Source organism: Paraburkholderia sp. GAS38 (assembly GCF_050434965.1).
Lineage (GTDB): Bacteria > Pseudomonadota > Gammaproteobacteria > Burkholderiales > Burkholderiaceae > Paraburkholderia > Paraburkholderia phenazinium_A.
Map to the genome: position 1 here is coordinate 634,929 of NZ_JBNDJO010000001.1, position 23,070 is coordinate 657,998.

Below are 23,070 nucleotides of genomic sequence, written 5' to 3' on the forward strand. Positions count from 1 at the left end.
GCCGTGACCGTGACCGCCGGCGGCGGTGGCCGGCAACCGGAGGCTCGGCTCATGACCGGGCGCGACCTCCGTTAGCCAACGTTTCGCACTACGTGGAATCGGTGCCCGCGGTCTTTTCGGCCTTCAGGTTCGCCGCACTTTCAATCAGCTGTTCGAGCTGGCCGAAATTGACCGGCTTGGTCAGATGCGAGCTGAATCCTGCGCCGAGGCAGCGGCGTACGTCCTCATCGGTGCCGAAGCCCGTCAAGGCCACGGCCGGTACATCCGAATGCTCGCGGAAGGCCTTGATGAAGTCGAGCCCCGTGCCGTCCGGCAGACCGACGTCGCTCACGATCAGATCGAAGCTGGCCGACTGGGTGGCCGCCAGCGCGTCGGCGACAAGCCCCACCACCGTCACCTCATGGCCCAGGCCGCGGATCAGTTGCGCCATCACCTCGGCGGTGTCCACGTGATCCTCGATCAGCAGGATCGTCAGCAGACCGGCCGGATGGGCCGCCGCCGGCGCCGGCACGACCGCTTCTTGCACCGGCTTCGCCGCCGTCGGCAAGGTGATCGTGAAGGTTGCCCCACAGTGCGCGCCTGGGCTCTGTGCGGTCACCGTGCCGCCGTGCACGTCGGTCAATGCCTTGGTGATGGCCAGACCGAGCCCCAGGCCGCCGAACTGCCGGGTCATGTTCTGGTTGCCCTGCTCGAAGGCATTGAAGAGCTTGCCGATCTGCTCAGGCTCGATGCCGATGCCCGTGTCCTCGATCGAAATCTGCACCTGCATCCGCTCGTCGCGCGTGCGCACGTAGATATGGCCGCCGTCCGGCGTGAACTTGGCGGCGTTGCGAATCAGGTTCCACAGCATCTGCTGCAGCCGTGCGCGATCGGCCAGCACATAGTGGTGCTGCGCCAGCTTGTCGATGTGGACGTCCTGCTGCTTGACCTGAATCTCGCTGCGGAACAGATCTAGCACGCTGTCGATCACCTCATGCACGTCCACCGTTTCGAGCGACAGACGCAGCTTGCCGTTCGCGACCCGGGTGAGATCGAGCAGATCGTCGATCAGGCGTGCCTCGAGTTCCACGTTGCGGCGAATCATCAGCACGCACGAGCGCGCCTGGTCCGGCAACTCGGGTATCAGTTCGAGCACCCTCGCCCCGGCCAGCACTGGCGTAAGCGGCGTGCGCAGTTCGTGCGAGAGCATCGCCAGAAAGCGGTCTTTGGCGCGATTCGCCTCTTCCGCGGCGTGCCGTGCGGCCTGCTCCGAGGCAAGCAGCCGCTCGCGCTCTTCGATCGCCTCGCGCTGCGGATGGATGTCCGTGCAACTGCCGAACCATTTTCTGACGACGCCGTCGGAGTCGCGCATGGCGACGATCCGCGCGTCGAACCAGCGGTATTCGCCGTCATGACGACGAATCCGCAATTCATGCCGATAGTCGCCGGCGTCGCTCCTGACCGCCTTCAGCCAGGTCTGGCGGATTTCCTCGCGATCGTCCTCATGCACGGCCTCGAGCCACGCGAGACCAAACGAGTGGCCTTCGTCGAGACCGGTGTACTCCAGCCATTGCTTCGAGAGAAAGTCGCAATCGCCATTGGCCCCGCAGGTCAGCACAAGGTGCGGCAGCGCCTCGGACAAGGTCCGGTAATGCAACTCGCGGTCGCGCAACAACACAGCCTCGTCGGAGGCCTTTTGCAGGCGCACCTGGGAGAGCACGCGCTCGACGGCCTCCGGCAGATAGTCGAGGTAATCGCCGGACTTCGGCACCACATCCGACACGCCGGAGCGCAGCGCCTCGATGACGCGCGATTCGTCGGTAAAACCCGTGACGAGGATGGCCGGAATCCGCACGCCTTCGGCGCGCAGACGGCGGAAGAAATCGAGCCCGGTCTCCGGGCCGTTCAACTGGTAGTCGAGCACGAGCAGGTCCGGCGCGCCGCCGGCGATACGCTCGCGAGCGCTCTCGACGTCGGAACAGAGCGCCACCCGGCAACCGGCCCGCTGCAGCGACTTGCGCGCAAGACGCAGGATGCCCTCGTCGTCGTCGACGAGAAGCACATAAGCCGCGGGTGGCGTGGATACGTCTTCGGTCATGCTGGTTCTTTCTTTGGCTAGGTCCACTCTGGCAGACTTCCGGCGGCGCGGTTCTTACGATGCGGCCAAACGCTGGCCCTGCGGCAGCTTCACCACCTGCAGGAAGAAACCGAGGCGGCGCACCGCCTCGATAAACGCGTCATATTCGACGGGCTTCGTAATGTAGACGTTGCAACCGAGTTCATAGCAGCGTTCGATTTCGCGCGGGTCGTCGGTGGTCGTGAGGACGATCACCGGCACAGCCGCCGTCTGCGGCGCTTCTTTCAGACGGCGCAGCACCTCGAAGCCATCCACGCGCGGCATCTTCAGATCGAGTAGCACGACGAAGTTCGTCAGGTCCTGGCGCGGCGGATATTTGCCGGCCGCGTCCCCGCTCGGCGGGTCGCCGAAAAAATAGTCGAGCGCCTGCTGACCGTCGGCAAAGCGCAGGAACCCGTTCGAGATGCCGGCTCGCCGTAGATTGCGTTCGACGAGTGTCGCATGGCCGTCGTCGTCCTCGATCAGAATGATGCTGACCGTTTCCCCATTCTTCATATTGCCTCCGTGCCCACAAAGCGCAGGTGCGTGACCCTTTGTTTGTGTTTCATGCCATTCAGATAAACGTTGCGCCGCTATGCCGGTTCGACGGTCCAGGCGGCCCGGCTCACGCCCGGTTCACAATCGCGCCGGCTGTTCGGGCAGCACGACAAAAAACGTCGAGCCGGCCCCCTCCGCCGACTCCACCCAGACCCGCCCGCCGTGCCGCTCGACCATGCGCCGCACCAGTGCGAGCCCAATGCCGTCGCCTTTCGCCACCTCGCCGTGCAGGCGCTGGAAGGCACGGAATACCTTCGACATATAGGCCGCCGGAATGCCGAGTCCGTTGTCGCGCACATAGTACGTACGCGTGCGAAGCACCGGCGGCTGGCGCTCGTCCACCGGTTCCGGCTCGCACGCGCCGACCTCGATGCGGCCCACGCGGTCCGGATCGAGAAAGTTGAGCGCATTGCCGATCAGGTTGCTGAAGATCTGCTCGATCGCGCTCGGGTCCCCCCACGCAGGCGGCAACTCGCGCACCGTGACCAGCGCGCCGCGCGCTTCGATCGCGCCGGCCAGACCGTCCACGACACGCGCCACCACGCGCCCAATACTCACGCGCTGCCATTGATACTCGAGCCGGCCGGCCCGCGAGATGCGCAGCAGCGCCTCGATGATCGCCGCGGCGCGCGTCACGGCCGTGCGCAAGAACTGCAACGACTCGCGCACGTCGCCGTCGAGCACGCTGGTCAGACGGTGTTGCTCGTCCGCCGGCAACTGGGCCGCGTCGATGGTGGTGCGCAACTCATCGCAGGATACCTGCAGCTCCTTGGAAAAGCCTTGCAGGTTGACAAGCGGCGAACGCAAGTCATGCGAAACGCTGTAGATGAACATCTCGTTGTCCTGCGTTTCCTGGCGCAACTCCTCGTTGACCCCGGCCAGTTCTTTGGCGCGCGCTTCGAGCCGCGCCTTCAGCACCGCCTGATCCTGGTCGGCGGCGCGCAGACGTGCGCCGGTCTGGTGCAGGACCGCATCGAGCGCGGCGATCTCGTCGTTGCCCGAGAGCGGCGCACTCAACGGCCGGCCGTGGCCGAGCCGTTCCGCATTACCGGTCAGCACCTCGAGACGGCGGCCGATGCTGCGCGCAAACACCAGCGCGGTGATGCCCCAGATCAGCATGGAGCCGAGCACGGCGGCGATCAGTGCGTATTGCTGGCGAGCCCGCGTCTGCGCGAGCGACGCATTGCGCTCGGCATCGAGCCGCGACTCCTCGACGACGAAAGCATCGAGCTGGTCGCGAAACAGCGCGACCTGGCGCGGCACCGCGCCGCCCTCGAGGGCCGCATACGCGGTCATGTTGCGGCCTTCGTGCAGGCCTTGCGAGATGGTGTCCGCCTGGGTGCGGTAGGCGTCGACCATGGCGCGCATCTGCCGGACGCGCGTGGCCTGTTGGGGCGTGTCCACGACCAGTTGTTCGAGACGATCGAGACGGTCGGCGAGGTCGACCCATGCCGCCCGCCGGTCGATGAACGCGGGGTCGCCCACCACCATGCCCGTGCGAATCCGCGCGGCCTGACGCAGCAGCGGGTCGATCAGCGAAGACGACTGATACAGGATGTGCTTGCTATTGGCCACCCACAGCGCGGCTTGTGCCGCTTGCTGCTGGGTATCGAAGACGAGGCCGAGCAATGCCAGTTCGACGACGCTTGGCATCGCAATCAGCAGCAGACCCTTGGTGAAAAGTTTCATGTTCGCCTGGTAGTCTGTCCGGTCGCTGCACGGTCGAAGCGGTGGGCTGCGCGCCGCCCCCACGCGGCGCAGGCCGCCGAACCGCCGCAGCGGAACCGGGCCATTATCGACGTGAACCCAAGATATTTCAATCGGCCGCCCTTCAGGCGCTGGCCAACATAAAAATGTCTTTTTTTATTGGCGGGAGAGTCACCTACGCGGCCCGTGCGACTATTATGGAAACAGAAGTGTGGAGACATGTGCTGGGATGCGAATGCGCGCGGCAGGGCGATTCGGCACGATTCGTGCGGATGGGTGTGAGGCGGATTGATCGTCGAATCACCGTGAATCTGGCATTTTCGTATGCTATAAAAGATCGACGTGCGGCGGCGCGAAGCCGGGAGTGGTCGCATGAGGACGCTGCGTTTCTTGCAATTCTTTTTCAGGCGAATTTTTATGTCCTTCCCGAAAAAGCGTAGGCGCGCGAAGGTGGACGGCGATGAGTCGTTCCTTGCCGTACTACGGCATTTCAAACCGTTCGGCCAGCTCGACACCAAAATCGCGCGAGCCCGTGCGCAAGACGAGCCCGTGCTCTACGCTCACGTACTGCCTGGCCTCGACGTGCTCCTGTGCAGCGTGCGGGGTGCGCAGCCGCCTTATCCGGCGCCCGCGGAGTTGCGCCGGCGCTGTATTGAATCGATTGCCAATGCCCTGGAACAGCCGCTCGACGGCCTCGAAAACGGCGGCTACTGGTATGAAGCGGACGGCTTCGGGTTTCTGGTGTTCGCGAGCCGCGCCCGCGGCCGGATTCTGCCGGAGTTCGGCGCGACCCGTACGGTAGGCGGCGCACGCCGCGGCGTGCGGCGTCAGGACGCCGCCGGCGATGCAGCGCCGCGTTCGCTGCGCTGATCTCCCTTACCCACGGTTCTAACTGCCCTTGTAGCTAGCGGCATTCGCCGGCGCCACCACCGCCGGCCCGGCAGGCTTGCCCGCGCCGTTCGCTGCGGCCGGCGCTGAAGCCGCGCCATCCAGCGACAGCGGCGCACGGGTCTTTTCCTTCTGTCCCGGCGGCGGCGCGCTCGGCTTCGCGCGCACGGTCGCCAGCAGTTGCGCGCAGGGTAGCGGCTTGTTATTGCTCGGCGCGATCAGCGGAATCAGCGCGGCGAGCGGATTGATCAGCCCGAGGCCGACCATCGCGCCGCCGCGCAACGCCAGCGCCGTTGCGTTCACCCCCACATGCGGATCCTTGAACGTCCCCTTCACGTACAGCGGCGAGCGCAAGGAAAACACGCGGAAGCCCTTCGTATGCGGATGCACGCCGAGGTCCATGGACTCATCGCGCATATTGACGTTACCGTCGATGTCGATCACGGCGTCGTCGGTATCGAGTGCGAAGATCCGTGGGTCGAGCACGCCGTCGGTCACGACGAAGTCCGCGGCCGCGCAATTGATCTTCACATCGGCTGTGCCGAACAGCTTTTCGTAGACCACGTTCGCCACGTTCAGGCCGGCCGCTTCCATCAGCAGGCGGCTCACGGTGCCGTCGGTGACAAGCGCCTTCACCTCGCCGTTCGACGTAGCCGCCAGCGCCGCCGGCGAATTGCCGGTTGCGGAAATCGACGCATCGCCGTTCACTTCCCCGAGCGCGCTTTGCATCGTCTTGAAGTTCGGGAACAGTTGCTTGAGCTTGAGGTGGCGTGCCGAGGTCGCGAAACGGCCCTTCAAGGGCGTCGTGCTGCCGTCCAGATGAATGTCCGAGGCAAGCGTGCCGCCCGCCACGCCGAACGACAGCGGCACCAGCGACAGCACGCCGTCAGCCAGTACCACGTGGGTGTAGAGGTCGGTGATCGGCAGGTCCGGGTTCTTGACGATGCGCCGGGCGGTGAATTTGACGTCGGCGTCGATCGCTTTCCAGCGGTCGGTGCGGAACTGCTCGACCGGCAGCGCCTTGTTGGCCGGCTGCGCCGTCGCGTCGCCGCGCCTGGCCTTGCTGGCGTTGGAATCGGCGCCGATGATCGGGGCGAGATCGGAGAACTGCAGCAGGTTCGATACCAGATCGCCTTGCAGCATCGGCCGCGGTTCGCTCGCGGTATAGGTCAGCGAACCGTTCAGGTCGCTGCCGCCCACCCGGCCTGTAAAATTTTCATACTTATAGACGCTGCCGACCCGCTTGAACTGGCCCACCAGCCGGCCTTCGGTGGCGTACGGCGGCGTATCGGGCAAGGTCACGCCCGTCAGCCCGTACAGACGCGCCATGCTGGTGCCCTGCACCCATAGCCGCATGTCGATGGCGGCGAGGTGGGTGGGATCGGTGAGCGTGCCGACCACGGCCACATGCAGGTAGTCGCCGATCTTGATGTCCGCCTGGACCGGGAATGGCCGGTTGACGTCCTGCAGCGCGAGCACGCCGCCCAGCTTGCCGCTGCCCGAGACGGCCGTGCGGTTGTACGAACCCTTGACGGTCCAGCCGATCGCGTACGGCGGCACCGGCGGACGCGCACCGGCGCCCACGCTGCTGGCCGGGTTGATCGGCGCGGAGGCCGCGGACGTCATCGTTGTGTTGCTCGCGGGGTTGCCGGCTGAGGAAGCGTGCGATGCGGCGCTGCCGGATGCGGCGGCTTCGGCGGCGGATGCACCTGATGCACCCGCTACGTTCGACGTCTCGGACGCGCCCTCTATCCCCGAAGCGCCCGCCGCTCCGGAAGCTCCCGCTGCCCCCGACGCCCCCGATGCAGCCGCAGCCGCGGACGCCGCCGTGGCCTCCGATGCCGCAATCGCATTCGCCTGGGCCGTCAGCCGGCTCGCGCCCTGCTTGCCGACCACCTGCGCCGACGCGCTGCGCGACGAGGCTTCCTGCTGCTTCATCACATCGCCGATCGGAATGGCCTGGCCGAGCGTATCGATCACGACCTGCATGTCGGTCTTCTTCTGCTGGTCCGAATAGGCGATCGTGCCTTTGTCGAAGGCGATGTCGTGCAACTGCAGCGTCCACTCCGAAGGTCCCGCGGACGACGGCAGCTTGAAGGTCCAGTTATTGCGTCCGTCGAGCACCCGCTCGAGGTCGACCGAAGGATTCACCAGATTGATGGCCGGAATCACAATGTCATGCGCGAGCAGCGGCAGCACCGCCACCTCGAAGTCGATCTCGTCGAGCGTCGCGAAGTGCGGCTGTTGGGTCCAGTCGGGATTCGCTATCGTGATGTTGGCCGCCGAGAAGCGCGGCCAGGGCACCCAGGCGCGCCAGCCGGTCTCGCCCACCGGATGGCGCCAGCCCACTTCCAGATCGCCCTGGATCACGAACTGCCGGCCGATCGCCTCGCTCACTTTCTGATCGACGTAGGGACGCGCGCGGTTCCAGTCGAAGGTCAGAATAAAAATCGTCAGTGCGGCGATCAGGACGATGATGACCGCCACAATCCAGGCGATGATCTTGCCGATCCGTCCACCGATGCGCGACGCTGCCATGAGACACTCCGGTTCTTCGTGTTTGCGTATCGGACAGCAGATAGCATGCCCGGTTCACCGCGCGCGGCAGTCGCACCAGCGTGCGCGGGGCGTGCATTGTACCCATAACCCCATTCCAGCCATGACGGACACTCCCCTCGTAGAGGCCCTCGACATCGCCCGGCAGGACCCGCAAAGCGGGCAGATGCTGCTGCAACCCACCCGCTTTGCCCTGTATGCGGGCGACCGGGTCGCCGTCACCGGGCCGTCGGGCTCCGGCAAGAGCGTGTTCCTGCGCGCCCTTGCGCTGCTCGACCCGCTCGCCGGCGGACAGATGGCCTGGCACGGCCAACCGGTCGAACGCGCGACGATCCCGCGCTACCGGCGCAACGTCGCCTACATCCGGCAGCGTCCCGCGATTCTGGACGGCACGGTCGAAGACAACCTGCGCTATCCGTTCTCGCTGAAGGTTTATCGCGACATACGCTTCGATCGCGCACGGGCGGCATCGCTGGCGGTCCAGGCCGGCCGCGGCGAAGACTTTCTCGACAAGCGGGCGAGCGAACTGTCGGGCGGCGAGGCGCAGATCGCCGCGCTGATCCGCGTGTTGCAACTCGCCCCGGAAGTGTTGCTGCTCGACGAACCGACGGCCTCGCTCGACCCCGAGTCGTCCCACGCGATCGAAGGCCTCGTAGAAGCCTGGTTCAAAGCCGACGGACAAGCGCATGCGTCGGTGTGGGTGTCGCACGATCCGGCCCAGGCAAAACGCATGAGCGAGCGTCATCTGACGATGCGCGCCGGCGTGCTCGACGAAGCCGCGGCGGCCCTCTCTTCCACGCGCGACGGCGATCACCCGGAGCACACGCCATGACCCTGCAAAACCTCAGCCTGTGGGATGTCGGTATCGCCGCCTTGCTGATCGTCGTGAACGGTGCGGTCTCGTTGGCGCTGAAGCTCGATCTCGAACGCAAGCTGGCCTGGGCGGCCGTGCGTACCGTCGTCCAGTTGCTGGCCATCGGTTATGTGCTCGGCTGGGTGTTCCGCTTCGACCGCTGGTTTGTCGTGCTGCCGTTGATGGTGGTGATGACCTTGATCGCCGGTTTCGCGGGCGCGCAACGCGGCGCGCGCACCTACGCCGGTCAGCGCCAGGACAGCATTGTGTCGATCTGGGTCAGTTCGTGGCTGGTCGCGGCGGTGGGCCTGTTCGTCGTGATCCGCATCCGTCCGTGGTACGAGCCGCAATATGCGATTCCGATTCTCGGCATGATCCTCGGCAATACGCTTACCGGCGTGTCGCTCGGCATCGAGCGGATGACCGAAGAGCTGACCGCGCGGCGCGACCGGGTCGACATGGCGCTCGCGCTCGGCGCCACCCGCTGGGAAGCCGCCCAGGGACCGGCGCGCCAGGCCGTGCGGGCCGGCATGATCCCGACGCTCAACCAGATGGCGGTGGTGGGCGTGGTCAGCCTGCCCGGCATGATGACGGGTCAGGTGCTGGCCGGTCAGTCGCCGCTGCAGGCGGTGCGCTATCAGATCGTGATCATGTTCCTGATCGCGGCTTCGTCGGCGCTCGGCACGGTGGGCGCCGTGCTGCTGACGTACCGCCGGCTGTTTTCCGCCGACCACCGGTTTCTGGCGTCGAGACTCGTGGAGCGTGCCGCGGCCGGGCGCTAGTCAGCCACGCATGGCGTGGCGCGCCGGCCGCTCAGCGCTTCGCCGACACCGCCAGTTGGGTGCCGTCGTTCAAGGTCAGCGTCTTCGTGCTGCCGTTCGTGGGCATCGTAAAGCGCACGATCTGACTGACCGTCAGGCCGTTCGGACACTGGAGCGTCTTGCCCTTGTTCGTCACTGCCCTGGTGCCGTGCGGGGTCTGCGCCTGGAAGCTGAGCTGGACCGTGGCGGTACCGTCGCCGGCGACCACCGGCGCAAAGCGGATCTGCGTTTGCCGCAGCATCGCGCCGTTGGTATCGACCGGCAGCGATGCATCGGCCGGGCACTGATCCACGGCCGCGACCGGGCCGCCGGGCGGCACGGTCTTCCAGGTGAAGTCGTCGGACTCGCCGGAGCGGATCGTGCGCGTTTCCTGCGCATTGCCGAACTGCTTCGAAGTGACCTTGACGGTATAGCGGATCGGCCCGTCCGGCGCGGCTTGCGAGGTCACCGTGATGGGGGTGGCGGCGTACGCCGGCGGGACGAGTGTGCAGGCAAGCGAAGCAACCAGCGAAGTAACAAGCGAAACGGCGGAGCGGCTGAAGCACGGGCTCATGGTGTCACCTCCTCGTTGTGCCGCTGCACCCTCTCGGGGCGAGATGCGCGGCTATTTTTGCCTGGGAGCCCTGTCAGTCTACCGCCAAGCGGACCCGAGCGCGCTTCGCGCGGATCGGGTGTTAACCCGCTTGCGGTCAGGCAAAAAGCCGCCTAGAAACCGGTCAGCACCAGCTTGCCGATCGCCCGCCCTTCTTCCAGCAACTGATGCGCGCGCCGCACGTTCTGCGCGTTGATCTTGCCCAGGTCTTCGCCGACCGTCGTGCGCAAGGTGCCCGCGTCGATCAGGCGCCCCACTTCGGTCAGCAGCTTGTGCTGCTCGATCATGTCGGGCGTGCCGAACATCGAACGCGTGAACATGAATTCCCAGTGGAACGCCGCGCTCTTGGCCTTCAGCAGTTCGACCGGAACCGGCCTGGCATTTTCGACGATCGTGCAGATGCCGCCCTGCGGTTTGACGACGGTGGCCGCTGCCGGGAAATGCTTGTCCGTGTCGTTGAACATCAGCACGTAGTCCACCTGCTCGAAGCCGATCTGCTTCAGTTGCGCCGGCATGTCGCCGAAGTGATCGACGATGTGGTCCGCGCCGAGCTCGGTCGCCCATTTCGCCGACGCCGGACGCGAAGCCGTCGCAATCACGGTCAGGCCGGCAAGCTGTTTCGCCAGTTGAATCCCGATCGAACCGACCCCGCCCGCGCCGCCGATGATCAGCACCGAGCGGCCCTTATCGGCCCCCTGCGGCGACACGCCGAGGCGATCGAACAGCGCTTCCCACGCGGTGATCGCGGTCAGCGGCAACGCGGCGGCGTGGCTGAAGTCGAGCGAGGCCGGCTTGCGGCCGACGATCCGTTCGTCCACCAGGTGATATTCGCTATTCGCGCCCGGCCGCGTGATGCTGCCGGCGTAAAACACCGGATCGCCGACCTTGAACAAGGTGACCTCCGGCCCCACCGCTGCGACCGTCCCGGCCGCATCCCAGCCGAGCACGCGCGGCGCCTTCTCGACGGTGTCTTTCGGCGAGCGCACCTTGAAGTCGACCGGGTTCACGGAGATCGCCTCGACCTTGACCAGCAGGTCGCGACCGGTGGCTTCCGGTTGCGGAATCTCGACATCGAGCAGTGCTTCGGGATGGTCGATGGGCAAGTAACGGTGAAGACCGACAGCTTTCATGGCAACTCCTGATTCGTTCGTAAAGGATGCGGGATAACGGGCATGCATTCCGGCACTACGGGGCTGCAAGAGCCCTGTACGGCTCGGACGTGTGCTTATCTTAGGACGATCCTTACCCGCCCGGAACAGGCATAATGACTTAAACATTTTCTTGAAAATCAGAAGAATGGTTTCCACTGCGTCATCTACGCCCTCCCCGTCGCCGATGTTTCAGGAACGCGAACGGCTCGACCTGCTCGACGTCGCGCTGTTCGTGCGGGCCGCTCTGCTGGCGAACGTGTCGGCGGCCGGCCGCGAATTCGGTCTGTCGGCCGCGGTGGCAAGCGCCCGGCTCGCCCAGCTCGAACGGCTGCTGGGCGCGCGCCTGCTGCATCGGACCACGCGCCGCATCAGTCTCACGCAGGACGGCGAGATTTTCATGACGCGGGCGCAGACGCTGCTCGATGCCGCCGCCGCGGCGCGCGCCTCGGTCGGCCGGGCGCAAACCGAGCCGCACGGCCGCTTGCGGGTGGCGATGACGTCGTCGTTCGGACGCCAGCACGTGTCGCCGGTCATTCCCGAATTTCTGCGCCGCTATCCGGGCGTGAGCGTCGATTTGCGCCTCTCCGATCACCTCGTCGACCTGGTCGATGCCGGGGTGGATCTGGCGATCCGGCTCGGCGCGCTGAAGGATTCCACCCTGGTGGCGAAACGGCTGGCCGCGAACCCGCGCGTGATCTGCTGCTCGCCCGCTTATCTGGCCGGGCGAGGCGTGCCGCATCACCCGGCGGATCTCGCGCAACACGAATGCGTGATCCTCTCGGACCAGCACACGTGGGCGTTCGAAACGCCCGCCGGGCGCCTCGACGTGCGCGTGGGCGGACGCCTCGCCACCGATAACGGCGAAGTGATTCGCGATGCGCTGCTGGCCGGCTTCGGGATTGCGCTCAAATCGACCTGGGACGTCGCGCCTTATCTGCGCAGCGGCGAACTCGTGACCATTCTCGACAGTTATCCGCTCGCCGAAACGGTGGCGATCTGGGCGGTCTATCCGAGCCGGGCGTTCGTGCCGCCGAAGACCCTGGCGTTCATCGACTTTCTCGCCGCACACTTCGGCGATCCGCCGTATTGGGACGTGGCGCCTGGATGAACCGGCTTCACGCGCTTAATGCTTGCGATGCCGCTTGCGTGTGGTTTGCGTGTGGTTTGCGTGTGGTTTGCGTGCGGTTTGCGTGCGGTTTGCGTGCGGTCTCGACGCCGCTTGCCTGCGGACATGCGGGCGAGATCCAACCGTCTGCTCAATCGGTCTTCGCGCCATCCAGCCGCTTTTTCATGGCCGCCGTGATGCGCTGGCGCGTTTTTGCGTAAGCGGACCAAGGGTCCTCGTGCAGCGACTCAAGCCGTTCATGCAGATTGGCGACGGTCCATTGATCGCCGGCCGTCGTACCGTCAAGCTCGTCCCATGCGAGCGGCACCGACACGCCCAGCCCTGGCCGCGCCCGTGCGGAGAAAGCGACCACCGTGCTCGAGCCACGGTTGTTGCGCAGGTAATCGACAAAGATCTTGCGCTTGCGATTCTGCGGCCCCATCTTCGCGGCGAAGTGCTTGGGCAGCGTGGCCGCCATATGCTGCGCGACAGCCTGCGAAAACGTCTTCACCTCGTCCCAGCCTGCGTGTTTGGCTAACGGCACGACCACATGCAATCCCTTGCCGCCGCTCGTCTTGCAGAACGACGCGAGGCCGAGTTCTTCGAGCAGCGTGCGGGTGAGTTGGGCGGCTTCGATCATCTTGTCCCAGCCGAGCGCCGGGTCGGGGTCCAGATCGAACACCACGCGGTCGGGCTTCTCGATGTTCGAGACGAGCGCGTTCCACGTATGCAGTTCGATCGTGCCCATTTGCGCGGCGCCGATCAACGCCTTGACGGTATCGATCGTGATCAGCGGCGGATGACCGGCATCGAGCCCGGGATGCTGGGTGACATTTGGAATCGACAGCTTCTGGCTGTGCTTCTGAAAAAACAGCTCGCCGCCGATGCCGTCCGGCGCCCGCACCAGCGAAACCGGCCGGTCGTGCAAATGCGGCAGCAACCATGCTTCGATCGATTCGTAGTACTTCACAAGGTCGATCTTGCGCGTGCCGGTTCGCTTGTCGATCACGCGATCCGGATGGGAAATCCGCACACCGGCCACCGTCTCGGTGGAAGCGCCCTTTTTCGTCGCGCGTGCGCGGGCGGCGTGCGCCGCTGCTGGCTCGTCCACAGCCGGGGCACGCGAGGCAGACGCCTTAGTTGCCGGACCTTTCGCCGCGCGGATTTTCGCGGGCGCTTCCGTTGAACGTTCACTCGGATGGTGTTGCACATCGCCTCCTTCGCGCGGCGTTTCCCTGACGATCTGCCGCGCCGGTTTGTCGTGTCGCAGACTGACGAACGACGCCTGGCGCACGATGCGCTCGTCGGTCCACTCCGCGAAGTTGCATTCGCAAACGAGTTCTGGCTTGACCCAGTGAACCGGCGTGCGGCTGCGTTCGCGCGGTGTCTCGGCGAACGGCATGCGCGACTGTTCACGCGCGTCGAGCTCCTTTTTCACCGCGCGCAGCAACGCTGCATCGAAACCGGTGCCGACCCGGCCCGCATACCGCAGCTTGCCTTCGGCGTCGTACACGCCGAGCAGCAGCGCGCCAAAAGCGGCGCGGCTGCCCGCCGGCTCGGTGTAGCCGCCGATCACGAATTCCTGCCGGCGGCGGCACTTCAGCTTGATCCACGCCGCGCTGCGCCCCGAGGCGTAGCGGCTGTCGCGCCGCTTGCCGATGATGCCTTCGAGCGCCATATCGCAGGCGCTTTTCAGCAGATCGTCGGCGCTAAAGTCGAAGTCTTCCGAAAAGCGCAACACGCGGTTGTCCGCCCCTTCGAGCAGTGCGTGCAGAATGGCGCGGCGCTGCACCAGTGGCACGCCGTGCAGGTCGTAGCCATTTAGAAACGGCAAGTCGAACAGATAGATCACGATGTCCTGCGGCCGGTTGGCGTCGAACGCGTTTTGCAGCGCCTGAAAGTTCGGCACGTCGTTGTGATCGAGCACCACCGCTTCGCCGTCGAGCCATCCGCTATCGAGCTCGAGTTGCGCGAGCGCGCCGACCTGCTTGCTGAATTTCGCGGACCAGTCGTTGCCGGCGCGTGTATAGATCTGAACCGGGTTCTTCGCGACGCGACGATCGATACGCACGAGCACCCGGTAGCCATCGAACTTGATCTCGTACGACCATTCGTCGCCCGGCGGAGCGGACTCGACCAGCGTCGCCAGTTGCGGTTTGAACGTGGCGGGTAAGGCGGCCTTCTTTGCGCCCTCGATCGCCGGCGACGCAGCCAAAGTACGGAGCGACTCCGCGCTGCGGTTCGCGACGATGTCGGTCTTCTTCGGGTTGGTGCTGCGTGTGCCGCTTGTTGCCTTCGGTGCTGTCTTCGACGCTGCAGTCTTGCTGGAGCGCGTGGCTGGCTTACTTGCCGCCAGCTTTGTCGCGGCAGGTTTCTCGGCGACGCGTTTAGCCGCGGTTTTCCGCGCGGCCCCCTTGCCCGCGTTACCTACGCGGCGCGCGGCCGCCCCGTCGAGCACACTGCCGGGCCGCTCGGCGAGCACGTCGAAGTCGGCCTCGTTGCGCGCCGCCTCATCACGCTCCTTGATCAGCAGCCACTGCTCCTTGTCGCCGCTGCCGCGCATGTGGCTACGCACCAGCATCCAGCCACCGTGAAGCTTGTCGCCCATCAGCGAGAACTTGAGCTTGCCCGCCCGATACGCCTCACGCGCGTGCGCAGCCCCACCGTCCGGCTCCCACGTGCCGCGATCCCACACGATGACCGAACCCGCGCCGTAGTTCCCCGGCGGAATCTCGCCTTCGAACGAGCCGTATTCGAGCGGGTGATCTTCGACATGGACGGCGAGCCGCTTTACCGACGGATCCAGGCTCGGCCCCTTGGGCACCGCCCACGACTTCAGCGTGCCGTCGAGTTCGAGCCGGAAGTCGTAGTGCAGGCGACGCGCGTCGTGTTCCTGGATCACGTAGGCGAGCGCGTGCGCCGGCTTGCGCGATGGCATCTTGCCGGCCGCAGCCTTGCGGGCTGGCTTGCCGGACGGTTCGGGCGTCTCGTCGAAGCGGCGCTTGCGGTGATAGGGATCGAGCCGGTCGGTCATGGCCGTACTTTAAAAGCATCCTCAAGCGGCGCTGCGCTTGCGATGCGAGGCGTCCTTACTAGGCGAAGCGGCGGTACGAGCCGCGACCCCGCTGGCGCGGCGCGTCGTGCTGGTCTTGCGCGGTCGCGTCGTCGCGGGCGCCTCTGCGTCGTCATGGTCCGGCGCCGCACGCGACCGGCTGCCGGCTTTGCCCTTGCCGCGCCCGAGACTGCGCTTGAGCAGCTCCGACAGATCCAGAATCTCCGCGGACCGACGCGACTCGCGCGGCGTCTCGACCTCGACGATCTCTTCGGTCTTGCCCGCGCGAACCTTGCGGTCGACGAGCGCCATGATGTCGTCGCGGAACGTGTCGTGATAGGTGGACGGATCCCAGCCATCGCTCATGTCGTCGATCAGCTTTTTCGCCATATCGAGTTCGCGCGCGGTCACGCCCGCCTTCTTCGGCTCTTCGGACGGCAGCTTCAATTCGTTGTAGTCGCGCACTTCGTCGGCCCAGCGCAGCGTGTTGAGCGCAAGTACCGGCCCGACCGGAATGAGCGCCGCCAGATGCTGCTTGTTGTGCAGCACGACGTTGGCGATACCGATCTTGCCCGACGCCTTCAACGCCTCGCGCAGCAGCGCATAGACCTTCTCGCCCTTGCGGTCCGGTGCGAGAAAATACGGGGTGTCGAGATACAGAAACGAGATCTCGGGCGCTTCGACGAAGGCGAGAATATCGACGGTTTGCGTCGACTCCGGATTTGCCGAGCGGATCTCGTCGTCGGACAGCACGACGTACTTGTCCTTCTCATATTCGAAGCCGCGCACGATATCGTCGCGCGTGACTTCCTTGCCGGTCCGCTTGTTGATCTGCCGGTAGCCGATCGGGTCGATCGAACGCTTGTCGAGCAGATTGAAGCCGACTTTCTCCGACTGCGTCGCCGGATACAGTTGCACCGGGACGTGCACGAGGCCGAAGCTGATCGCGCCTTTCCAGATCATGTGTGACATCGTGCGCTCCCAAAGGCCGGGACCTTCGACGACGCATCAAGCGTGCCACGGCGGCCGCTGCCGCGGCGACAGCGCCATGCGCGGGTTATGAACTGAGCGCCCTGTAACTCTTGCGCCGTGTCGGCAAAAGCTACGGCCCGCGGGGAGTCCGCTTAGCCCACCTCGCACGGCACCGCGGCGAACCCGCGAAAGCGCGCCCGGCCGCCGCGCGTCGGCGCGCCGCTTAAGCGGTACGAAGGAAAGCGCTGCACGAAACGCCCGATCGCAATGCGCGCTTCGAGCCGTGCGAGCGAGAGCCCCGCGCACTGATGAATGCCGAAGCCAAAGGCCAGATGACGATTCGGCTCGCGACGAATCTCGAAGCGCTCGGGATCGGCAAACTGCTCCGGGTCGCGGTTGGCCGCGCCGATGCACAGCGTGACCGGTGTGCCGCGCGCCACGGCGTGTCCGCCAATCTCGGTGTCGACGGTGGCCATCCGGTTGCCGAGCTGGTTCGAGCTCTCGAAGCGCAGGCACTCTTCGACCGCACTGTCGATCAGTCCCGGCTCCTGCTGCAAGGCGGCACGCGCGTCGGGCCATTCGCTGAGCGTGACGAGTCCGTTGCCGATCAGATTGGTGGTCGTCTCATGGCCGGCATTCAGGATGAAGATGCAGTTCTGCAGCAGTTCCACCTCCGAGAGACGTTCGCCGTCCACTTCGCCTTCGATCAGACGGGTCAGGACATCGTGCTGCGGATCGCCCGGCGAACGACGTCGGCGCGCCACCAGATCCTGCAGATAGGCGACGAACTCGCTCACCGCACGGTTGCCGCGTTCGAGCTGCGCGGCGTTTAAGGCCGGTTCGAGCGCGCCGAGAATCGCCAGCGACCAGTCACGCAGCGGCGCGCGCTCCTCGTGGGGCACGACGAGCAGATTGCCGATGATCTCGAGCGGAATCGCGGCGGCGAATTCGCCGATCAGATCGAGGCGGCCCTGATCGGCGGCGGAGTCGAGCAATCCATCCACCAGCCGGATGAGGCCCGGCTCCATCGCCGCAATCGCCCGCGCCGTGAGTGCGCCCGCAATCAGCTTGCGCACCCGCGTATGCAGCGGCGGGTCGTTGAACACGAGGCTCGTCGTGTGATGCGCGTAGAGCGGCGACGCGCCGTACTTCGGCTTGAATTCGACGGTCTTGTCCGAACTGAACGTCCTGGGATCGCGGTAGACCGCCTGCACGTCCTTGTAGCGCGTGAGGAAGAGCGAGCCGTCGGGCATGCGCTTCACCGGCTCGTGCGTGCGCAGCGCGCGGTAGACCGGATAGGGATCGGCGTAGAACGCCGGTGTCAGATGCTGGAGATCGAAATCGCGCGCAAGGATATGAGGGTCGTCGGCGGTGGCAGGCAGGGTCATGGCGGTCTCCGTGATTTTGTATGGGCAGCGTGATGGGCGCTATGGGGAGCGCATCCGTTGATCATGCGTGGCTTTCGCAGGTTCAAACGGGTTATAGGCGCTGCTTGCCGGTTCCGAAAGTATGACCGGGCCGCCCGGCGGATGCATTGTGCTTACCCGTTACAATAACGGGATTTTCCGCGCGCGCCGCGCGCTCTTTCCTCGTCGACATGAACCTCGTCATCCAAAGCCCCGCGCCCCTGTCCGCCGACCACCATAAGACGCTCGTCGCGCTCGCGCGCGGCTCGCGCGCCACCGCCATCGACGCCCACGCGATCCGCATTGCCGACGCTAGCCCGTCCCAGCGCGCCGATCTGGACGTCTACTGCGGCACGCACGCCCTGGATTACGCGTTTGTGGAACCCAACCGGCAGTTGCGCGACTTCGGCCTGGTTGCCATGGACATGGACTCGACGCTGATCACGATTGAATGTATCGACGAAATCGCGGATTTCTGCGGCCTGAAGGCCGAAGTCGCGGCGATCACCGAAGCGTCGATGCGCGGCGAAATCAAGGATTTCAACGAAAGCCTGGTTCGCCGGGTGGCGCTGCTCAAGGGACTCGACGCGGGCGCGCTGGAACGTGTGTACGAGGATCGGCTGCGCCTGTCGCCCGGTGCGGAACAGATGCTGAACGGCGTGAAAGCGGCCGGTTTGAAGACCTTGCTCGTGTCCGGCGGTTTCACCTTCTTCACCGAGAAGCTGAAAGCCCGCCTTGGCCTCGATTTCACGCGAGCCAATACGCTCGAAATCGTCGACGGCAAGTTGACCGGCCAGGTCACGGGCGAGATCGTCAATGCGGAAGTCAAGGCGCGCACGCTGCGCGAGACCTGTGCGACGCTTGGCATCGAGCCCAGCCGGGCCATCGCGATGGGCGACGGCTCCAACGATCTGAAGATGATGGCCGAGGCAGGGTTATCCGTGGCGTTTCGCGCCAAGCCGGTAGTGCGCGAAGCGGCGAGTGTCGCGTTCAATCATGTTGGGCTCGATGGGGTGTTGCGGTTGTTTTGAGACCACTGCCGCGTCCCCACCCGCCCGCTGCAGACGCAAAAAAAGCCCATCGAAACCAGGTTTCGATGGGCTTTTTTCAACGACGCAAGCTGCAATTACACCAGCGTACCCAGACTCCGCTCCATATCCGCGCGCAGATCGGCCTCTTCTTCCAGCCCGATGTAGAAGCGCACCAGCGTACCCCGATGCGGCCACTGCGCTGCGGTACGCATCGAGGCGATGTCGTACGGCATCACGAGACTATGTGCGCCGCCCCAGCTCCAGCCGATCGAAAACAGCTCGAGCGACTCGCAGAACGTATCGATTTGCGCCGGCGTATAACGTCCATCGAACACCACCGAAAACAAGCCGCCCGCCCCCGTGAAGTCACGTTCGTAGAACTCGTGCCCGGGACAATCGGGCAACGCGGGATGTAGCACCGCAGCGATCTCCGGCCGCGTCTTCAGCCACTTCGCCAGCGCGAGCGCGCTGCGGTCATGCTGCTCGAAGCGCACCTGCATGCTCGGCAGGCTGCGCAGGATCAACGAGCAGTCGTCCGACGAGACGCCGATCCCCATGCGCATGCGCGCCGCTTTCAGTTTGACATGCAGCTCGCGCTCGACGGTAATCGTCGCGCCCATCAGCACATCGCCACCGCCCGATTGATATTTGGTCAGCGCCTGCACCGAAATATCGACGCCATGCTCGAACGGACGGAACGCGAGCCCCGCGGACCAGGTATTGTCGATGGCCGTGATCACATTGCGGGCTCGCGCCGCCGCGGTGATCGCGTCCACGTCCGGCACTTCCATCGTCACCGAGCCCGGCGCCTCGAGCCAGATCAGCCGCGTATTGGGCTGGATCAGATCGGCAATCCCGGCGCCGATCATCGGATCGTAGTAGCGCGCCGTAATGCCGAAGTCTCGAGCGAGCCAGTCGCCGTGCTCGCGGTTCGGCGAATAGACGTTATCGGGGATCAGGACATCGTCGCCGGCTTTGACGAGACCGAAATAAACATTGGAAATCGCCGACAGTCCCGAGGGTTGCAGCAGCGCATGATTGCCGCCTTCGATAGCCGCCAGCCGCTGCGCCAGCACGAGCGAGGTGGGCGTGGCGTGCAAGCCGTAACGCCATTGACCGTCGTTGCGCCAGTCGAGCGAGCGCATCGTCGCCAGATCCGGAAAGACGACCGTCGAGGCGCGCGCGACCGGCACCGCGAACGATTCGAAGCCCGGGGTCACCTGATCTTCAGCGCGCACGATACGGGTTTGCAGGCCGCGCCTGGGTTTGGATTGAGTCATGGTCAATTCGCGTAGAGCCAAAATGGAACGATGAGAGAACGCCAGGCGGATCGGCAGAGCGCGCGAGCGGCGCGCTTACTCGCCGATCGAGAGGTTGTTCACTCCGTTTACCGTATGCGCGCCGCTCGCTGCAGGCGCTGCGGGAGCCGACGGCGCGGTTCCGGCCGCCGGCGGCTGAGCCGGCGCACCCGGCGCAGGCACCGGTTGTCCGGCTGCGAGCGGACGCAGGTCGAACGGCTGCGGATCCGAATCGTCGACGTTCATCCGGTCCCCCGCCAACGAACCGTCAGCGGCAAACTTGCCGACCCAGTTTCCCGTGATGTGGGTGCCATCGTTCGACTCCTCGACTTCGAGCGTATCGCCGTCGCGGTCGCCCGCAATCAGGATCACTTCGCCCGTATCGGTGTACTGATATTCGCCGTGCACGCCGGACGGGTCGTCGGTCTTCGCGCCGAGCCGCAATACGATCTGACGCGTGCCGAGCGTGCCGGCGTAGCGCGGAAACTTCGCGAACTCCGGGCTCGGCTTGAGCGGCAACTGGATGGGGGGCGGCGCCGCCAGTTCCTTGACCGCATCGCTCTGCGCCCACGCTGCGCGGGGCGACAAGCTGCCTGCACCGGCCAGCAGCAGCACCGCTGCGGCACCGGGGATCCAGCCGCGCCAACGCGCGACACTCCTGATTGCTTTCGATTCCAGCATCCGTTTCCTTCCTGTTGCATGAGACGAGGCGCAGCGCGCCCGGCGTCAGATCCGTTCGAAGATCGCCGCGATGCCCTGGCCGCCGCCAATGCACATCGTCACGAGCGCATAACGCCCGCCGATGCGCTGCAGCTCGTACAGCGCCTTCACGGTAATCAATGCGCCGGTCGCACCGATCGGGTGGCCGAGCGAAATGCCGGAGCCGTTCGGGTTGACCTTCGCGGGATCGAGCCCAAGTTCCTTGCTGACCGCACACGCCTGCGCGGCAAACGCTTCGTTGGCTTCGATGACGTCGAGATCGGCCACCGTCAGGCCGGCCCGTTCGAGCACCTTGCGGGTGGCCGGCACCGGGCCGATGCCCATATAGGCCGGATCGACGCCCGCATGTGCGTAGGCCACCAGCCGCGCCAGCGGCTTCACGCCGCGCTGCTCGGCCACGCTGCGCTCCATCAGCACGACGGCGGCAGCCGCATCATTGATACCGGACGCGTTACCGGCCGTCACCGAGCCGTTTTCCTTGGCGAACACCGGCTTCAACTTCGAGAAGTCTTCCGCCGACGGGTTCAGACGCACGTGTTCATCCTGCTCGAACACGACATCACCTTTCTTCGATGAGATCGTGATCGGCAGGATCTGTTCCTTGAAGTAACCGCTGGCGATCGCATGAGCCGCGCGTCGATGCGATTCAAGCGCGAGCGCATCCTGCGCCTCACGGGAGATGCCGTATTTCTGTGCGACATTCTCGGCCGTCACGCCCATGTGAATGCCCTGAAACGGGTCCTGCAGCGCACCGAGCATCATGTCGACGAGACGCGCATCGCCCATGCGCTGACCGAAGCGCGCAGCCGGCATCATGTACGGCGCGCGGCTCATGTTTTCCGCGCCGCCGCCAATGGCGATGTCCGCGTCGCCGAGCAGCACGCTCTGTGCAGCGGAGACGATCGCCTGCAGGCCGGAACCGCACAGGCGGTTCACCGTGAGCGCGGGCGCATGCTGCGCGACGCCGCCGTTCAACGCGGCCACGCGGGCCAGATACATGTCCTTCGGTTCGGTGTGGACCACATTGCCGAACACCACATGGCCGACTTCGTCGCCCGTCACCTTGGCCCGCGACAGCACCTCGCGCACCACGCGGGCGCCGAGATCGGTCGGCGAGAAGTCTTTGAGGCTGCCGCCGAAGTCGCCGATTGCCGTACGCACGCCGCTTACCACCACCACTTCTCGTTGCATCGCTCGCTCCTCTTACTGTCTGACTCTCTGATCGCGATCTGGACGGCCACTCAGCGTGGGGGTTCGCGGGCCGCCTTGTGCGCCGGTGTCGAGGCGTGTGGTCCGTCGGGCGGACGCGAGGCCGCTCACGACAACCTCGCCCGCTCAGGCCGCCAACGCCTTCTCGACCGCGTTGCGCCCGGGAATCGGCGCGACCGCCCCGAAACCTTGTGTGGACAATGCCGCCGCCATATTCGCGTAACGCGCCGCCGCGAACGGATCGTCGCCCGCCACGATACGGGCGACGAACGCACCACCGAAGCAGTCGCCGGCGCCGGTCGCGTCGACCGCGTCCATGACGTGCCCCGGCACCTCGCGGCGCTCGTCGGGCGTGGCCACATAAGCACCCTGCTTGCCGAGCTTGAGCGCGACAACGCGCGGCCCGAGCGCCAGCAGGTAATCGACGATCTCGTCGCGGCCTGTGAGCCCCGTCAAGACAGTCACGTCGTCCCAGCTCGGCAGGCAGATGTCGGTATGGCGAATCGCTTCGACCATCACCGCACGCGCCCGCGCGAGCGGCCATAGCTTGAGGCGCAGATTGGTGTCGAAACTCACCCGCACGCCGTTGGCGCGCGCGTGGCCAATCGCAGCCAGGGCCGCGTCGCAGGCGCTGAGGCTGATCGCGAGGCTGACGCCGGACAGATGCAGTACCTGCGCGGCCGCAATCGCCTCGAGCGGCAGATCGTACGGCGCATAGCGGCTAGCGGCCGACCCTGCGCGCAGATAATCGAACTGGTGACCGTCGACGCCGTGCGAGACGAAATAGACGCCGGTCGGCGCGTGGCTGTCGACCTTCACCGTCGACGTATCCACCGTTTCGCGTTGCCACAGATCGAGCAGCAGACGCCCGAAATGATCGTCGCCGACCGCCGACACAAACCCCGCTGTCGCGCCCTGGCGGGCCGCCGCGACGCAGAAGTTCGACGTGTCGCCGCCGAAGCCCTGCAGGTAGCTGGACGGGTCCTTCGACGACTGGTTGAATTCGACCATCGCCTCACCAAGCGCGAGGATTGCCGGGCTCGCCGCCGTGGACAT

General features: G+C 65.6%; 18 protein-coding genes. 5 read left to right on the plus strand and 13 right to left on the minus strand.

Annotated elements, in window-relative coordinates; genetic code table 11:
- Positions 1-88: 88 nt before the first annotated feature.
- The 3 genes from P3T42_RS02700 to P3T42_RS02710 form a co-directional block, all read right to left on the minus strand.
- Complete coding sequence (locus P3T42_RS02700; protein ID WP_074298575.1) at positions 89-2,077, minus strand: hybrid sensor histidine kinase/response regulator; 1,989 nt, start codon at positions 2,075-2,077, stop codon at positions 89-91.
- Positions 2,078-2,131: 54 nt separating this feature from the next.
- Positions 2,132-2,611 (minus strand): response regulator, encoded by a 480-nt coding sequence (locus P3T42_RS02705; protein ID WP_074298573.1) that lies wholly within the window; start codon positions 2,609-2,611, stop codon positions 2,132-2,134.
- A 120-nt stretch (positions 2,612-2,731) separates the two neighbouring features.
- A complete protein-coding gene (locus P3T42_RS02710; RefSeq protein WP_429305107.1) occupies positions 2,732-4,342 on the minus strand; it encodes a sensor histidine kinase in 1,611 nt (536 codons plus the stop codon).
- Between the two features lie 390 nt (positions 4,343-4,732).
- On the opposite strand from P3T42_RS02710, the gene P3T42_RS02715 reads away from it, so the two are divergent.
- Positions 4,733-5,230, plus strand: a complete 498-nt coding sequence (locus P3T42_RS02715; protein WP_074298569.1) for a hypothetical protein — start codon at positions 4,733-4,735, stop codon at positions 5,228-5,230.
- Between the two features lie 18 nt (positions 5,231-5,248).
- Here the strand turns inward: P3T42_RS02715 and P3T42_RS02720 are convergent, their stop codons facing one another.
- A complete protein-coding gene (locus P3T42_RS02720; protein ID WP_429305108.1) occupies positions 5,249-7,786 on the minus strand; it encodes an AsmA family protein in 2,538 nt (845 codons plus the stop codon).
- Between the two features lie 121 nt (positions 7,787-7,907).
- Between P3T42_RS02720 and P3T42_RS02725 the strand changes: the two genes are divergently transcribed.
- Positions 7,908-8,636 (plus strand): ABC transporter ATP-binding protein, encoded by a 729-nt coding sequence (locus P3T42_RS02725; protein WP_429305109.1) that lies wholly within the window; start codon positions 7,908-7,910, stop codon positions 8,634-8,636.
- On the plus strand, positions 8,633-9,439 hold the full coding sequence (locus tag P3T42_RS02730) for an ABC transporter permease (protein ID WP_429305110.1): 807 nt from the start codon (positions 8,633-8,635) through the stop codon (positions 9,437-9,439). Before P3T42_RS02725 ends, P3T42_RS02730 begins: the two co-directional genes overlap by 4 nt.
- A gap of 31 nt (positions 9,440-9,470) precedes the next feature.
- Here P3T42_RS02730 and P3T42_RS02735 read toward each other — a convergent pair whose 3' ends face one another.
- Positions 9,471-10,031: a DUF6013 family protein gene (locus P3T42_RS02735; protein WP_074298562.1), complete on the minus strand. Its 561-nt coding sequence runs from the start codon at positions 10,029-10,031 to the stop codon at positions 9,471-9,473.
- Between the two features lie 152 nt (positions 10,032-10,183).
- Positions 10,184-11,200, minus strand: coding sequence for a zinc-binding alcohol dehydrogenase family protein (locus P3T42_RS02740; protein WP_074298561.1), 1,017 nt, complete (start codon positions 11,198-11,200; stop codon positions 10,184-10,186).
- A 205-nt stretch (positions 11,201-11,405) separates the two neighbouring features.
- On the opposite strand from P3T42_RS02740, the gene P3T42_RS02745 reads away from it, so the two are divergent.
- Entirely contained in the window at positions 11,406-12,329 is a 924-nt protein-coding gene (locus tag P3T42_RS02745; protein WP_143788534.1) for a LysR family transcriptional regulator, read from the plus strand.
- A gap of 148 nt (positions 12,330-12,477) precedes the next feature.
- Here the strand turns inward: P3T42_RS02745 and ligD are convergent, their stop codons facing one another.
- The 3 genes from ligD to P3T42_RS02760 all read right to left on the minus strand — a co-directional run bounded on the left by ligD (position 12,478) and on the right by P3T42_RS02760 (position 17,738).
- The gene (gene ligD, locus P3T42_RS02750; RefSeq protein ID WP_429305111.1) at positions 12,478-15,360 is read right to left on the minus strand and encodes a DNA ligase D; all 2,883 of its coding nucleotides are present in this window, start codon (positions 15,358-15,360) and stop codon (positions 12,478-12,480) included.
- A 21-nt stretch (positions 15,361-15,381) separates the two neighbouring features.
- Complete coding sequence (locus P3T42_RS02755; RefSeq protein ID WP_429305112.1) at positions 15,382-16,350, minus strand: Ku protein; 969 nt, start codon at positions 16,348-16,350, stop codon at positions 15,382-15,384.
- A 152-nt stretch (positions 16,351-16,502) separates the two neighbouring features.
- Positions 16,503-17,738, minus strand: a complete 1,236-nt coding sequence (locus tag P3T42_RS02760; RefSeq protein WP_429305113.1) for a cytochrome P450 — start codon at positions 17,736-17,738, stop codon at positions 16,503-16,505.
- A gap of 209 nt (positions 17,739-17,947) precedes the next feature.
- On the opposite strand from P3T42_RS02760, the gene serB reads away from it, so the two are divergent.
- Positions 17,948-18,787 (plus strand): phosphoserine phosphatase SerB, encoded by an 840-nt coding sequence (gene serB / locus P3T42_RS02765; RefSeq protein ID WP_074298551.1) that lies wholly within the window; start codon positions 17,948-17,950, stop codon positions 18,785-18,787.
- A gap of 95 nt (positions 18,788-18,882) precedes the next feature.
- Here serB and P3T42_RS02770 read toward each other — a convergent pair whose 3' ends face one another.
- From P3T42_RS02770 to P3T42_RS02785, 4 genes are all read right to left on the minus strand, one after another.
- Positions 18,883-20,067: a cystathionine beta-lyase gene (locus P3T42_RS02770; protein WP_429305114.1), complete on the minus strand. Its 1,185-nt coding sequence runs from the start codon at positions 20,065-20,067 to the stop codon at positions 18,883-18,885.
- A gap of 75 nt (positions 20,068-20,142) precedes the next feature.
- Positions 20,143-20,766, minus strand: a complete 624-nt coding sequence (locus tag P3T42_RS02775) for a hypothetical protein (protein WP_074298546.1) — start codon at positions 20,764-20,766, stop codon at positions 20,143-20,145.
- A 45-nt stretch (positions 20,767-20,811) separates the two neighbouring features.
- The gene (bktB, locus tag P3T42_RS02780) at positions 20,812-21,996 is read right to left on the minus strand and encodes a beta-ketothiolase BktB (protein WP_429305115.1); all 1,185 of its coding nucleotides are present in this window, start codon (positions 21,994-21,996) and stop codon (positions 20,812-20,814) included.
- 144 nt (positions 21,997-22,140) lie between these two features.
- A complete protein-coding gene (locus P3T42_RS02785; RefSeq protein WP_074298543.1) occupies positions 22,141-23,070 on the minus strand; it encodes a sugar kinase in 930 nt (309 codons plus the stop codon).